At 42.3% G+C, this 14,351-nt stretch carries 16 protein-coding genes; 13 read left to right on the plus strand and 3 right to left on the minus strand.

Annotated elements, in window-relative coordinates:
• Positions 1-125: 125 nt before the first annotated feature.
• From KQI32_RS09630 to KQI32_RS09645, 4 genes are all read left to right on the plus strand, one after another.
• Positions 126-827, plus strand: a complete 702-nt coding sequence (locus tag KQI32_RS09630; protein ID WP_216424857.1) for an N-acetylmuramoyl-L-alanine amidase — start codon at positions 126-128, stop codon at positions 825-827.
• A 480-nt stretch (positions 828-1,307) separates the two neighbouring features.
• A complete protein-coding gene (gene lepA / locus KQI32_RS09635; protein ID WP_177691198.1) occupies positions 1,308-3,110 on the plus strand; it encodes a translation elongation factor 4 in 1,803 nt (600 codons plus the stop codon).
• A gap of 51 nt (positions 3,111-3,161) precedes the next feature.
• Positions 3,162-4,280 carry a radical SAM family heme chaperone HemW gene (gene hemW / locus KQI32_RS09640; RefSeq protein ID WP_177691199.1) on the plus strand — a complete coding sequence of 373 codons (1,119 nt, stop codon included), beginning with the start codon at positions 3,162-3,164 and terminating at the stop codon, positions 4,278-4,280.
• A 114-nt stretch (positions 4,281-4,394) separates the two neighbouring features.
• Complete coding sequence (locus KQI32_RS09645; protein WP_177691200.1) at positions 4,395-4,571, plus strand: hypothetical protein; 177 nt, start codon at positions 4,395-4,397, stop codon at positions 4,569-4,571.
• 11 nt (positions 4,572-4,582) lie between these two features.
• On the opposite strand, the gene safA is transcribed toward KQI32_RS09645, so the two are convergent.
• The gene (gene safA, locus KQI32_RS09650) at positions 4,583-5,191 is read right to left on the minus strand and encodes a SafA/ExsA family spore coat assembly protein (RefSeq protein WP_177691201.1); all 609 of its coding nucleotides are present in this window, start codon (positions 5,189-5,191) and stop codon (positions 4,583-4,585) included.
• Between the two features lie 427 nt (positions 5,192-5,618).
• On the minus strand, positions 5,619-6,827 hold the full coding sequence (locus KQI32_RS09655) for a M20 family metallopeptidase (protein ID WP_177691202.1): 1,209 nt from the start codon (positions 6,825-6,827) through the stop codon (positions 5,619-5,621).
• A 49-nt stretch (positions 6,828-6,876) separates the two neighbouring features.
• On the opposite strand from KQI32_RS09655, the gene KQI32_RS09660 reads away from it, so the two are divergent.
• From KQI32_RS09660 to ytxC, 4 genes are read left to right on the plus strand one after another with little or no spacing between them, the layout of a single operon-like run.
• Positions 6,877-7,875, plus strand: a complete 999-nt coding sequence (locus tag KQI32_RS09660) for an efflux RND transporter periplasmic adaptor subunit (protein ID WP_177691203.1) — start codon at positions 6,877-6,879, stop codon at positions 7,873-7,875.
• A complete protein-coding gene (locus tag KQI32_RS09665) occupies positions 7,862-9,037 on the plus strand; it encodes an ABC transporter permease (RefSeq protein WP_177691204.1) in 1,176 nt (391 codons plus the stop codon). Before KQI32_RS09660 ends, KQI32_RS09665 begins: the two co-directional genes overlap by 14 nt.
• 8 nt (positions 9,038-9,045) lie before the next feature.
• Complete coding sequence (locus KQI32_RS09670; protein WP_216424858.1) at positions 9,046-9,792, plus strand: DUF6873 family GME fold protein; 747 nt, start codon at positions 9,046-9,048, stop codon at positions 9,790-9,792.
• An 8-nt stretch (positions 9,793-9,800) separates the two neighbouring features.
• Positions 9,801-10,586 carry a putative sporulation protein YtxC gene (gene ytxC, locus KQI32_RS09675; RefSeq protein ID WP_216424859.1) on the plus strand — a complete coding sequence of 262 codons (786 nt, stop codon included), beginning with the start codon at positions 9,801-9,803 and terminating at the stop codon, positions 10,584-10,586.
• 126 nt (positions 10,587-10,712) lie between these two features.
• Here ytxC and lexA read toward each other — a convergent pair whose 3' ends face one another.
• Positions 10,713-11,384, minus strand: coding sequence for a transcriptional repressor LexA (gene lexA / locus KQI32_RS09680; protein ID WP_216424860.1), 672 nt, complete (start codon positions 11,382-11,384; stop codon positions 10,713-10,715).
• Between the two features lie 311 nt (positions 11,385-11,695).
• Between lexA and KQI32_RS09685 the strand changes: the two genes are divergently transcribed.
• The 5 genes from KQI32_RS09685 to KQI32_RS09705 all read left to right on the plus strand — a co-directional run bounded on the left by KQI32_RS09685 (position 11,696) and on the right by KQI32_RS09705 (position 14,346).
• Positions 11,696-11,986, plus strand: a complete 291-nt coding sequence (locus tag KQI32_RS09685) for a LysM peptidoglycan-binding domain-containing protein (RefSeq protein ID WP_177691208.1) — start codon at positions 11,696-11,698, stop codon at positions 11,984-11,986.
• A gap of 199 nt (positions 11,987-12,185) precedes the next feature.
• On the plus strand, positions 12,186-12,839 hold the full coding sequence (locus KQI32_RS09690; protein WP_216424861.1) for a hypothetical protein: 654 nt from the start codon (positions 12,186-12,188) through the stop codon (positions 12,837-12,839).
• The gene (locus tag KQI32_RS09695) at positions 12,836-13,018 is read left to right on the plus strand and encodes a hypothetical protein (RefSeq protein WP_177691210.1); all 183 of its coding nucleotides are present in this window, start codon (positions 12,836-12,838) and stop codon (positions 13,016-13,018) included. Before KQI32_RS09690 ends, KQI32_RS09695 begins: the two co-directional genes overlap by 4 nt.
• A gap of 163 nt (positions 13,019-13,181) precedes the next feature.
• Entirely contained in the window at positions 13,182-13,694 is a 513-nt protein-coding gene (locus KQI32_RS09700; protein ID WP_216424862.1) for a peptidylprolyl isomerase, read from the plus strand.
• A 286-nt stretch (positions 13,695-13,980) separates the two neighbouring features.
• Positions 13,981-14,346, plus strand: coding sequence for a glycosyltransferase (locus KQI32_RS09705; protein ID WP_177691212.1), 366 nt, complete (start codon positions 13,981-13,983; stop codon positions 14,344-14,346).
• Positions 14,347-14,351 lie beyond the last annotated feature (5 nt).

Consider the following 14,351-nt stretch of genomic DNA (forward strand, 5'->3'; position numbering starts at 1 on the left):
ATCCACAGTGCTTGTCTTTATTATATCGCAGGTAGCTACTCCTGCAAATATAATCAAAAACTTTAAGAAAGGAGATATAATTAAAACCACCCCTTTCGAGATGGTTTAATTATACGTGACTTATTATGATGTTTTTTATCAATAAGAAAAAGCTTTTGTTCGTCTCTTTCATGGTTTGTATCTCGATTGCTTTCTTTTATTCTTTTACCACTTATTCCTTTTTGACTTCCGGAAATCAGACCGGAAAAATGGTTATTGTGGATCCGGGACATGGAGGGGAGGACGGCGGTGCCGTGGGCAAAAGCGGAACGCTGGAAAAGGATTTGAATCTAGCTATCAGCTTGAAATTAAGAGATTTTCTTATCTCGGAAGGATATCAGGTTATCATGACCAGAGAGGTGGACAAATCCCTTCACAGCGAGGATGCAAAAAATAATAAAAAGCGCTCTGATTTGAATAACAGGGTGTATCTTTCCAGAAATTATCCGGAGGCGGTCTTTGTCAGCATTCATATGAATTCCTATGAAAAGTCACCGCAAAAGGGATCGCAGGTATTCTACTCGAAAAATAATCCAAACAGTAAGACATTGGGAGAAATCATTCAGGATACGCTGAAGACAGAAGTGGATCCGGAAAACCGCAGATTGGCAAAGCAAGCGGAGAATAATATTTTTCTTATGAAAGAGATTAAAAATACGGCCTGTTTGGTGGAATGCGGATTTGTATCCCATGCGGATGAGGAGGCGCTCTTAAAGACAAATGAATATCAAGAGAAGATAGCCAGAGCCATTGCAGATGGAATCAAAAAATTTCATTCTGTTCCTTGAGCGAGTCCTTTTGCCACACACTTGTTTTTTCCCGGAGAAGAAGCTGTCACGCAGTGATGGATGGGGTGTAATACCCTTGTGTAGGATTCTATCCTGCACAGCTGCCTCATCCGTCACCCTGCCGGGTATGTAAGCATTAGAGAGTGGAACCCCATATGCCCTGCGCTTGTTAAATTTCCGCCCTTTTGGATTGCCGGTCTTGCAAGTCGTCAGCCTTGCTGCACCCTTGCGCACCGAAAAGACGAAAAATTTTCTTTGTGCAGGGGCGCAGAGTTTCCACAGAGCTAATTTTTCATAAGACAAGGAAAATGCGCAGGGAATACTGACGTATGCGCGAGCATTTTGACGACGTAATGGCGGAAAAGCGTTAAAAAAAACGGGTTCGTATACGGTGCTCTATGCTTAAGATAACTATTTACTTTAGTCCATATTTTTGATATAATCAATCATATTAGTGAAAAGATTGCGGAGAGATGAAACATGCAGGATAAACAAAAGAATATCAGAAATTTTTCGATTATCGCCCATATAGATCACGGAAAATCCACACTTGCCGACCGGTTGTTGGAAAAGACCGGTGTTGTTACCCAGCGGGAGATGGAAGAACAGCTTCTGGATAATATGGATTTGGAGAGAGAACGGGGGATCACGATCAAAGCCCGCGCGGTTCGTCTGGGATATCAGGCACAGGATGGAGAGGAATATATCTTAAATCTCATCGATACTCCCGGACATGTGGATTTTAACTATGAAGTATCCCGGAGTCTGGCCGCCTGTGAAGGAGCCATTCTTGTTGTGGATGCGGCACAGGGAATTGAGGCACAGACTTTGGCAAATACCTATTTAGCCATTGAGCATGATTTGGAGATTGTACCGGTGATCAACAAGATCGATCTGCCCAGTGCCCGTCCGGAACATGTGAAGCAGGAGGTGGAGGACATCATTGGCATTGAAGCGCAGGATGCCCCTCTGATCTCTGCAAAATTGGGACAAGGCATTGAGGAAGTTCTGGAGCAGATTGTGAAGAAGGTGCCAGCACCCAGCGGTGATGTGAATAAGCCGTTAAAAGCTTTGATTTTTGATTCCTATTACGATGCTTATAAAGGTGTTATCGTTTATGTGAGAGTTGTGGATGGGGTTTTGAAACCCGGCATGACGATCCGGATGATGCACAAAAATGCGGAATTTCTAGTGACCGAGATCGGCTATCTCAATCCCAAGGGAATGACAGCCAGCAATATGCTGCAGGCGGGGGAGGTTGGCTTTATTGCCGCCAGCATCAAGAATGTATCGGAAACGCAGGTGGGCGATACCGTCACGAATGCGGAGCAGCCTGCCGAGGAACCATTGCCCGGCTATAAAAAGGTAAATCCCATGGTGTTTTCAGGAATCTATCCGGTGGATGGGGCAAAGTATAACGATTTGAGGGATGCGCTGGAAAAACTTCAGCTGAACGACGCCTCTTTGGTGTTCGAAGCGGAGACCTCAATTGCTTTGGGGTTTGGATTCCGGTGCGGTTTTCTGGGCCTCCTTCACATGGAAATTATTCAGGAACGCATTGAGCGGGAGTATAATCTCGACATTATCACAACCGCCCCCAGCGTTATTTACCGTGTGATGAAAACAGACGGAACCTTCTTGGAAATCGATAATCCGACAATGCTTCCCAATCCTACCGAAATTGATTATATGGAGGAGCCGATTGTCAAGGCGACCATCATGACTCCTACCGAGTATGTGGGGAACCTGATGGAACTCTGCCAGGACAGGCGGGGAACCTATCTTGATATGAAATATCTGGATGAGACCAGAACTCAGCTCTACTATGAAATGCCGCTGAACGAAATTATTTATGACTTTTTTGATGCGCTGAAATCACGTACAAAGGGCTATGCCTCTTTTGATTATGAGCTGTGCGGTTATAAACGCTCAAAACTGGTGAAACTTGATATTCTTTTAAATGGTGATATCGTGGATGCCCTCTCTTTCATTGTCCACGAGGAGAAGGCCTATGCCAGAGGAAGAAAAATAGCGGAAAAACTGAAGGAAGTCATTCCGAGGCAGCTGTTTGAGATACCGATTCAGGCTGCTATCGGAAATAAAGTAATTGCGAGAGAGACCGTCCGCGCACTGCGGAAAGACGTGCTGGCGAAATGTTACGGCGGCGATATCACCCGTAAGAAAAAACTTCTGGAAAAGCAGAAAGAGGGGAAAAAACGGATGCGCCAGGTGGGCTCTGTAGAGGTGCCCCAGGAAGCTTTCATGTCTGTTCTGAAGCTGTGATTATTAAAAAAAGGCAGGTCAAAAACCTGCCCTTTTTCAATGGAGGAAGCAATGAAACACTGTGGAATTTATATTCATGTACCGTTCTGCCTCAGAAAATGCCAGTACTGTGATTTTATTTCTTTTTCGGATTTTTCTCAGGAGGAGGATTATTTTAAAGCTCTGCACCGGGAGATTGATTTGTATGAAAGCGCATTTTCGGATTGTGTTATAGACAGCATCTTTTTTGGCGGAGGAACGCCGTCCGCCGTCTCACCTGTACAGATCTCGAAACTGATGAACCGGCTGCGAAAATACAAAATATGCGGCAATGCCGAGATTACCCTGGAGGTGAATCCCGCCACTCTGACGGATGAGAATCTTTTGATTTATCGGGAAGCGGGAATCAATCGATTGAGTATCGGCTTACAATCTGCGGACGACAGGGAACTGAGAGAGCTTGGAAGACTGCACTCCGTAAAGGATTTTCTGAATAATTATGCGGCTGCAAGAAGAGCAGGTTTTTCCAATATCAATGTGGATATTATGTTTGGGATACCTTTGCAGACAATGGAAAGTTTTCAACGGACCTTGGAGGTTGTATGCGATTTAAAACCAGAACACATTTCGGCCTATTCTTTGATCTTGGAGGAGGGGACACCCTTTTCGGAAAGAAATGATTTGGAGCTTCCGGACGAGGAGACGGAACAGTGGATGTATGAGCATTTGCAATCCTTTCTGAGAACAAGAGGCTATTTTCAATATGAAATTTCGAACTTTGCGCAAAAGGGCTTTGCATGCCGTCACAATCTAAAGTACTGGCGCATGGAAGATTTTATTGGCTTTGGATTGGCAGCCCACTCCTTTTACGGGGGACTGCGGTATGCGAATACAGCGAATTACAGCGATTATATCCGGAGGCTTTCACTGGGAGAAAAGCCTGTTATCCAATCAGAGCGGGAAAGTGAGGAAGAACTGTTTCAAGACGCGGTTATTACCGGATTGCGGCTGAATGAAGGAATTGATATAAGCCGTCTGAAAGAGTGTTTCCGCATTGATTTTGAAAAAAGGTACTCCGGCGCGCTGGAGAGGTACCTAAAGTCAGGACATCTGGTACGGACGGAAAAAGGATATGCACTGACCCGGGAGGGTTTTGAGATTTCCAACTATATACTGAGTGATCTTCTTTAAAAAATCAGGCTCCAAACAGCAGGTATATGCTGTTTGAAGCCTGATCAGACTGTCAAAAAACTCGGTCTACCGCAGCAAGCAATAACCGAGAAAAGATAGAAAGAAATAGATTGAATGAATTTCACTATGCAAAATGCCAATGGCTCCATCGAGGAACCATTGGCATTGCTTGCTTTTCGCCAAAATCAATCCTACCGTACCGTCGTACGCCTACGAATGGATTTTGACGAAATATCCCTTCGTTTTTCGCAGCCTGATTTCAGTATGACAGGGAAAACGATTTTTGAGTGAATAATAGAATTTTAACCGATAAACATCTGTGTCCAATAGTTTCCGGTGGAAACATAGCCTACCCCTATCTGTGTATAGGAGGCATTTAAAATATTTGCACGATGTCCGCTTGAATTCATCCAGGCATTCACGACTTCCTGCGGCGTGCGCTGTCCCTTTGCAATGTTTTCAGCGGCACTCCGGTATGAAATTCCGAAATTTTTCATCATTTGGAACGGTGTACCGTATACCGGACTGGTATGGGAAAAATATCGGTTATTGTACATGTCCTGAGATTTGTAACGCGCGACACGGGAAAGCTCCCAATTCGCTTTCAGCGGGTTTAATCCGTTGTTTCGGCGAATCTCATTGACAAGATCGATAACCTGCTGCTCATAGGAAGAAACCGTATTGTCCATCACTGGAATCTGTAATATCTGATTGGGATAAATCAGATTCGGATTTGCTATTTGAGGATTCGCTGATATGATTTCACTGACCCCCACTTGGTACTTGACTGCAATTTTCCACATAGTTTCTCCGGCGGATACAGTGTGCGGCTGTGTGGCAGCCAGCGCGGAACAGGCGAACAGCTGCAGCCCTGCAAGTCCGCCTATCATACATTTTAAGCCTCTTTTCATTGGTATAACCTCCTGATAAAATAATAATTATTATTAGCCCCACCAAGTTAAGCATTAGAGAGTCGAACAAAATATGGTTTCCACAGGCAAATTTTCCGTAATCCTTCGTCAAAATGCTCGTCAATCCGTCAGGATTATCTGCGCTTTTTCCTTGTCTTACGAAAAAATTTGCTCTGTGGAAACTCTGCGACCCTGCACATAGGAAAATTTTCGTTTTTTTGGTGCGTAAGGGTGCAGCAAGGCCGACGCCTTGCAAGACCGACAATCCGAAAAGGCGGAAATTTAACATGTGCAGGGCATATGGGATTCGACTCCCTAATGCTTAAGACTTTTTCATTTTACCAAAATCCTTCTTTGACATCAAATGTATGTATTGGTTTTCAAGGGAGGTTATACCCAAAGGGTTAAGATTCTCCAAAGCTGCCATTTATTCCGGTTTCAAAAGTTCCAGAATCATTCTTTCCAGCAAAGATGCAGCGGTGACAATTGCAGATTCATCCAGATTGAACTTTGGATTGTGCAGCGGCATACAGCATTCCGAATTTCCACATCCTATTTTTACATGGCAGGAGGGAAGAGCCTGTGTAAAGAATGCAAAATCCTCAGCCGCCATAGTTGGACCGTGATGTATAATCTGTTCGTCGCCAAACAGCTCCTTTGCACAGCTTTCCATTATGGAAAGCAGCTTATCGTCATTCACGAGCGTTGGATATTCCGGGGTAATAGTCAGTTCAAAAGGGATATTGAGAGCGTCTAAAATCTGAGTCACCAGACTGCGGATGTCCTCTTTCACTTTTGCGCGTATTTTCTCCGAAAGCGTCCGTATGGTGCCTTTTATAACACAGGACGCGGGATAAACGTTCGCAGCGCTGGGCGCTTCAAAAGAACAGACAGAGATCACAGTCTTTTTTTCATAGGGGGCGGAGAAATAGAGTTCTTTCAAGGCAGCGGCAACTTTAGCTCCTGCATAAACACAGTCTTTTACTTTCTCAGGCATTCCGCCATGCCCGCCAAAGCCCTTGATATGCAGCTGAAAAACATCCGAGGAAGCAAAGGTTGAGCCACTGGTAATATCGATTTTGGGGGATGGAATTTCAGGCCACAAATGACAGCCGAGCATATAATCTACGGTTGGGTTTTGAAGAACTCCTTCTTTTATCATCGGTTCCGCACCGCCTACTCCTTCCTCAGCGGGCTGAAAGATGAACTTTACATTTCCCGAGAGACTTTCGCGGTTTTCATAAAATACTTTTGCAAGTCCCAGACCGATGGCAATATGGGCATCATGCCCGCAGGCATGCATTTTTCCTGGATGCGTGGAACGATAAGGAATCTCATTCTCTTCGGTGACAGGCAGAGCATCAATATCTACCCGCACACCTATGGTTTTTCCAGGATTTTTACCATATACAACCGCGGCTATGCCTGTGGAAGCATAGCTTTTTATGTCTTTCATTCCGAACTGTTCTAAATATTCTTTGATTTTTTTTGACGTTTTAAATTCCTCGAAGGCAACTTCCGGTATCTGGTGAAATTCCCTTCGAAGCGCTATCATTTCCTTTTCCAAAGATTTTGCATTCACAAAAATCACCTCATTTCCCAGTTTATCATGAACCTTGAAAAAATGCAATTTCATTTCATAAGTTTCATGAAATTTGCAATACTATCTATGAGGTGATTGTCAGATGAAAAAATACTTATTTACGGTGATCGGCACTGGAGTGATTCTCCTGAGCGTTTTTCTTGCCGATTACAGTATCAACAAAGATTTTGCGGTTGTCAAAACGCTGCAGGTGCAGGGAGAAACCGTCAATCGCTATGTGACTGCTTCAGGCACGATATGTGAGTCCGATAAGCGGGATATCTATGTGAATCTTCCATTCAAAATGGCAAAGGTAAATGTAAAAGTGGGAGATCGGGTAAAGACAGGACAGAAATTAGCTTATCTTGATAAAAAAACATTTTTGAATGAACTGAATTTGGCTATCGTGAAAGGGGATGCGCCTGTGTATTCCTCTGACGGAACCGGAACAAATCAGGATCTTCTGCATATCAAAAAGGAAGTGGAGGGGACACAGGAGGCTGTCATTTCACCAATTGACGGAATTGTTACCGGAGTAAACTGCTTTGAAAACGGAAGAGTAAGTACCGAGATACCGGTCATCAGTGTGTCAAATCTGGAAAGCTTTTATATCAAAGCAAAGGTTCCGGAAAATAAAGCAAAAGATATCTATTTGAATCAGATCGTTTTCATAAAAGCTGCAGGGATGAATCAGGAATATGAAGGGATTGTCGAATCCATTTCTCCCACAGCGCAGACGGGACAATTGGCAAAACAGGAGACGCCAAACATTGAAGTAAATGTAAAGCTTAATCAGATCTCGGATGAGATCAAACCTGGACTCACGGCGGAATTAAAATTTTTGACCAATACAAAGCCGGATGCTATCGTTGTTCCATTTGATTCTGTTCTGGAAGACGAGGGCGGCAATTATGTTTATTTGAACCGGAGCGGTTATGCGAAAAAGCAGTATGTAACGCTGGGAGAAGAGTTTGAAACAAGGGTGGAAATCCAGAAGGGTGTTTCCAAGGAGGATAAAGTGATTCTGTATCCCAGGAAGAATGAGATTACGCACGGAAAGAAAATTGATGAGATAACGGGGGAAAACAATGCGGATTCATGATTATGTTACCTCCTCGGCAAAAGGGCTGTCTGCAAAAAAAATGCGAACAGTCCTTACTTTTCTAAGCATTTTAATTGGTGTATGTTCTATCACGCTGATATCCACCATCGGCAATTCCGGGAAAGCTACCATCAATCATGAAATGGATAAGCTCGGTCTTAATGGAATCAGTGTAAAAAGTACGAAAAAGACGCTGGATGAAAAACAGCTTTTAAATCAAAGGGATGCAGCAGCGCTCAAAGGATATCTGGGAGAGGAATTTTGCGTTTCCGCCAGTTTAAATAACTATAGTGAAATTGAAGGATTGGATGAAGAGGTTATGGTTTGCGGCAGCGAAAAAGATATGCTTTCCATTATGAACCTGAAACTTGCCTACGGGCGGGGAATTACCTTGAAAGACGTGGAAAACGAAACTCAAATCGCTGTTATTGATGAAAAACTTGCACGCAAGCTGTATGGAACGGAGGAAGCCTTGGGGCAGCTTTTGCAACTGAATGGTTCGGAAGGCCTTACGGTTGTGGGAATACTAAAGAACGATGATGAAATCACTGATAAACTTCAGATTCAGGTACCATCCTTCGTCTATATTCCAGTCACAACTGCTCAGAAAATGCTTCATACCACTGCGGTTACAGCTATTTCCATATCTGCATCGGAGGATAAAAATCTTGACAATTATGTGCCGGGCATTATACAATTTCTTGAGAAGGAAAAAAATCAGACCTTCAAGGCGGAAAACTTGAATCAGCAGAAAAAACAGATCAACAATATTGCGGATATTGTGACCCTTATCATTGCCATCATTGGAGGAATCTCCCTGGTGGTGGGCGGTTTGGGAGTCATGAACACCATGCTGGTTTCCGTCAGCGAACGAAAAAAAGAGATAGGGATCAAAAAAGCAATCGGGGCAACCAATGGAAATATTCTGCTGGAATTTATTCTGGAGGCAATCTTTCTAACGGTTCTTTCAGGAATTACCGGAATTCTTTCCGGTATTGTAATCGGGAAATGTTTGACAGACTTTTATGGACTTATTTTTGTGATGAATACCGATATTATCTGGGTTTCCTTTGCGGTTTCGGTGGTGATAGGCGTTCTGTTCGGCGGTTATCCTGCCTGGAAAGCAGCACGGTTAAAACCGATGGATGCTTTGCGGTCATAGGTGCGAGAATGTTTCTTGAAAATCCATACCTTCCGGACGGGCAAGTCAAGCTGTGCGTAGTGGATAGAAGGATAAGCAGTGCAAAATTATCCGCTTTAAAAGCAAAGAAAATAGACTATATTTTTGGCTGGCAACATAACAATGTATTACATGGTATCGATACTCATCCCGATATGACTCTGTGCCATCTTGGAGGAAAATACTTAGTGACAGAGCCGCAAAGCTACGCTTATTATAAAAAAATGCTTACTCCTTTTGGCTTTTGTGTTATGAAAGGAAAGACTGCATTGAGAAGAGAATATCCATGTGATATTGCTTACAATGCAGTGGTATTGAAACACACGGTATTTGGAAATTTGAAATATACGGATCCGACCATTCTTGCGTTTGCAGAAAAAGTAGGCTATCAGCTGGTAAATACAGCGCAGGGGTACACAAAATGTGCGGTCTATCCGGTGACGGAAAACGCTTTGATTACCCAGGACAGAGGCTTGGAAAAGATATTTCTGGAAAGGGGATTTGACGTTTTGCGTCTGGAAGAAGGCGGAGTTGCTCTCACCGGATTTCCGAATGGTTTTATCGGAGGTGCCGGTGGAAAGATTGACCGGTTTAGTGCAGCTTTTTTTGGGAATATTAATAAACATAAAGAATTTGAAAAAATGAAAATGTTTTTGAGAAGATATGCGGTAGTACCGCAAAGTTTGTCCCAGGAAGAGCTTCAGGATCATGGCAGTTTAGTGCCTCTTCTGGGATAGGAGGGGGAGTGGCATATTTGAATTTATCCATCCATACAGACAACCAGACGCTGAAAAAGCAGCTTGCTGTTTTCCTAGATGAAAAGGAAAATTTGAAGAAAAAGGCGGATAAAAATGTAATTATTGATATGGTGGCAACTCATATCGCAAGAATAAATGACCAAAAACAGGTCTACAAGTTCGTCAGCGAAAATTTTAAATATCATGATAATATCAACCGGACAGAATTGTTAAGTGTGCTCAATACCACTTTGATGCAGGATAAAAAACGAAAGGACAGTCTGAAAAAAACGCTTTCCGATTATCTGGCGAAACATTCCAAACTGAACATTGAAGGCTTTTTGAATTTCCGTCTGAAAGAGTACAATGCTTTTTTAAATGACAGCTTGGAAACCATCACGGAAGACTATTTGATTGAGAAAGAATATGAGGAATTTATCTCTTTGCTGGCTTATTTTATAGAAGCACAGGAACCTCTTTTATACCGGGTTCATATTCTTCCGACCGATGAGGAGCGTTACCGTTTATTTGATGAGAACGAGGTGGAGATGACAAATTTCTGTATAAGAGAATTTTTGGCGGAAATGACGGAAGAGCGGATGAACTTTGATGATTTCTTATTGAGCACCCTGATTTCTCTGGCACCGAGAGAAATAACTCTGCATCATCCTGAGGCGGTATTGGGGAGAAATGTAATAACCACGATCCAAAAAATGTTTGGTGAAAATCTTTCTTATTGTGATGATTGTGCAATCTGCAACAGGAAAGCATTGGAAAAGCAGATTTTTCACTGAGGAAAACGGATTGAAAAATGGGAATCCAACGGATTCCCATTTTTATGTGTAAGGATACATTCCTGTTAATGTCTGTCATGTAAAAAAATGAAATAAACGCTGGGAATATGGGAGAGACAGTTCCGGTTACATCATGCGGAATAATCCAACAACTTTTCCCAATATGGATACCTCATTGACAATAATCGGCTCCATAGAATCGTTTTCCGGCTGAAGACGGAAATACCCCTTTTCTTTATAGAAGGTTTTTACTGTGGCGGAATCTTCTATTAAGGCTACCACGATCTCCCCGTTTACAGCTGTTTGCCTTTGCTCCACGATAACATAATCTCCGTCGTTGATTCCAACGTTAATCATGCTTTCCCCTTTTACTTTGAGCATAAAAACTTCATTGCTTTTGGCGAAATCCATCGGCAGCGGAAAAGTCCTTTCCACATTTTCTACAGCAAGGATAGGGGTTCCTGCGGCAACATTTCCCAGAACAGGAACATTGAAGTAATCAATTCCTTCGTTGGTTACTTCACGGGTTTCCGTCTGACTGGAATCTTTTTTATATAGAGATTGCACTTCCTCTTCGTATTCGAAATCCTCATTGATGGCAATCGCCCGTTTTTTCAGAGAACTTTTTTTCAGCACACCCAGATCAGCAAGGTTTTGAATATGTGTATGCACCGTGGCAGGAGATTTTAGGCCAAGACCCGCACAGATATCTCGGACGGACGGGGGATAGCTGTTTTCTTTTATGTAATTGACAATAAATTCATATATTCTTTTTTGCTTATTTGTTAATTTGATCATAAAAATTCCCTCCTTGTTTCAGAATTAGGGAGTTGAATCCCATATGGTTAACACAGGTAAATTTTCGATTTTCAGGTGCGTAAGGTTGAAGCAAGGCTTATCAACCTTGCAAGACCGACAATTCCAAAAAGCAGGAATTTAACAAGTGCAGGGCATATTGGATCAACTCTCTGCTGCTTAAAGTATAGCATATTTCACAAACCCTGTCAAACATATGTTCGAAATAATTTCAAAAACCTATTGACAGATACATTTGTTCGCTATATAATATAGAAAACAAACGTTCGCTTATTTGGCGGGAGGTATCTGGTATGAAAATAAAAATTGTAAACAAATTTCGTTTTACAGTGGCTTTAACCATTGTTTTGCTGCTGGTATGTACGGCGTTATTTGCTGCTTTTGGGGGATTCAAGGCCTATTCAAAGGACACGGTGGACTATACTTCACATACTGTCGACAACTGTGAAACCATATGGAGTATAGCGCAGCAATACAGTGAAAAAGGACAGGATATACGCAAAACGGTATATGAAATCAAAAAGTTAAACGGGATTCAGGAAAATATTATTTTTGTTGGACAGACACTTAAAATACCGAAATAATATTGCAGCTATCCCTGTTTTTGGATTTTACATCACTCCCGCTTTACGCGGTTGAAACGCCTTTATGGAGGCTTTTGCCTTGCAAAAGTGCTCTCTTCTTGTTATAATAATAGCAACAAAATAAATCTTGTTTCAGCAATTGGTGATGGAGCCTTTCTCTTCCATAAGCATGTAAAATAGAGACATAAAGGATGATATTATGAAAAAGCCAGATTTGGGGACTGTACTTTTTGGTATTGTTTTGATATTCATAGGTGCTGGTTATCTTTATGAGAGTTTGGGATTCGGTGATTTTAAAATATTTTTTAACGGTTGGTGGCTGTATCTGATTATCCTGTTTGCGGGAGCTGATATGGTGAAAAAAAGGATTCGGCCGATCAATTGCTTGATTGTGTTTCTATGTGTGTGGGAACTTTTATACCGTTATGATGTTATTGCGCGGGGCGTCACTTTTTCTGTGCTGTTTGCACTGCTTTTTATCCTTTGGGGTATCTATGTGATTTTTGGCAACCTAAGCACTTCAAGGGAAAAGGTCTGTATACTCAAAACACAGACGTATTCTGCAAGCGGGCAGCCGATTGAACAGGTTCACTGTGTGATGGGGCACTGCGTAATTGATCTGCGCAGCGGGACATATCAAAACGGTCAGGCTCTGAAAGTAAAATGTATGCTTGGCGGCGTGGAGATTCTTGCGCCCTGCGATTTAAAAGTGTCTCCGGTTTGCTCCGGTAATATAATGGGGACATTTTCGGATAAATCAGATAAATTAGATCATTCGGAGAAGGAAATAATTTTGGATTACAGCATTGTGATGGGATCGGTTGAACTGCGGAGTGAAGGAGAAAAGAGATGAAAAAGTGTGTTCTGGATGAGGAAAAGTTTTGCGATGACTGCCAGGAGTGTATGAGGTGCGATATGGAGCCCGGCAAGCTTTGTGACAACTGTGGAAAATGTATTGAAGATTCCTCTGACTATAAAGAGATACTGATCGATGAAATTCTGAAAGAAAAGGATTATTCCAAAGAAGAATAGGATTTTGTCCGGAAACGTTTGACATTCTCTTTTTGCTCTGATACAATTTGTTATAGCATGAAATTGTACGCAGGTTGGCGTACAATTTTGTATGTTGCAAAAAAGAGTCATATAAGTATGCTGTTTGACTAAAATTTATGATTTTAAACTTGGAGGAAAGAAAATGAATTATCCATTTGAAATGCTTGATAAAAAAGAACTGGTGAGAGCAGAAATCGAGATGGAAGACGGCGGAAAAATGGAACTGGAACTATATCCGGATAAAGCGCCTGTCACGGTATCTAATTTTGTATATTTGGTTGGAAAGGGATTCTATAATGGACTAATTTTTCATCGTGTTATTGAAGGATTCATGATTCAGGGAGGTGACCCGGAAGGTACTGGCATGGGCGGTCCAGGCCACCATATCAAAGGTGAGTTTCTGGCGAATGGTGTTGCGAATCCCATCAAGCATGAACGAGGGGTGATCTCTATGGCAAGATCCGGTATGCCAGACAGTGCCGGTTCTCAATTTTTCATCATGCATGCAGATGCCTCTTATCTGGATGGTCAGTATGCAGCGTTTGGCAAGGTGGTAAATGGAATAGAAGAGGTGGATAAGATCGCGTCGGTGCCGACAGATGGGAACGACCGGCCTCTGGAAGAAGTGAAAATCAAATCCATTCAGTTATTGTAAAAAGATGAAAACGCTTTGGCGCACAGTATGCAGAAAAAATACCATAAAATCATTTCAATCCCGCGGTGTGAAAAATATTTTTCTCTATTTAAAGGAGTGAGATATATCCCGGCGAGGGTATCATGAAAAACAAGAGTCTTGACGCCTTCTTTGGATGGTGGAAAACCGACTTGGCATTCAAATAACACCGCAGATGCCCGGGGAATGGATTTGCTCCTGCTGGCTGCCGCTTGAGAAGTAACCAATTCCATGATTTATCATAGAATAAAGCATGGAGGTGATATCTTTGAGCATCATTGGCTATGCGTTTCTCTGTTTTTTCTGTGTTTACGGATTCATTCAGATGGTGTTTTATATCATGGATATCGTCTATGAATCGAAACCGTTTCAAAACAAAAAGATTTATACTGTGGTATTTGTAAAAAACGAAGAAAAAACAATTGAAAACACAGCGAAATCCCTTCTTTGGAAAGCGGTCAAAAATGATACCGGTATTGCTGACCGTGAAATTACAATTATTGATATGGGCTCTGCCGACAAAACCGTTGAGATCGTGAAGGCAATGGAACGCGACGAGAAGGGAATACGCCTGCGGACAATGGAAGAATTTGTGAAGCATGCGGAATACGAGATGACACGCAAAAGAAATTGATAGGG

It is taken from the genome of Acetivibrio sp. MSJd-27 (assembly GCF_018918095.1).
GTDB lineage: Bacteria > Bacillota > Clostridia > UMGS1840 > HGM11507 > HGM11507.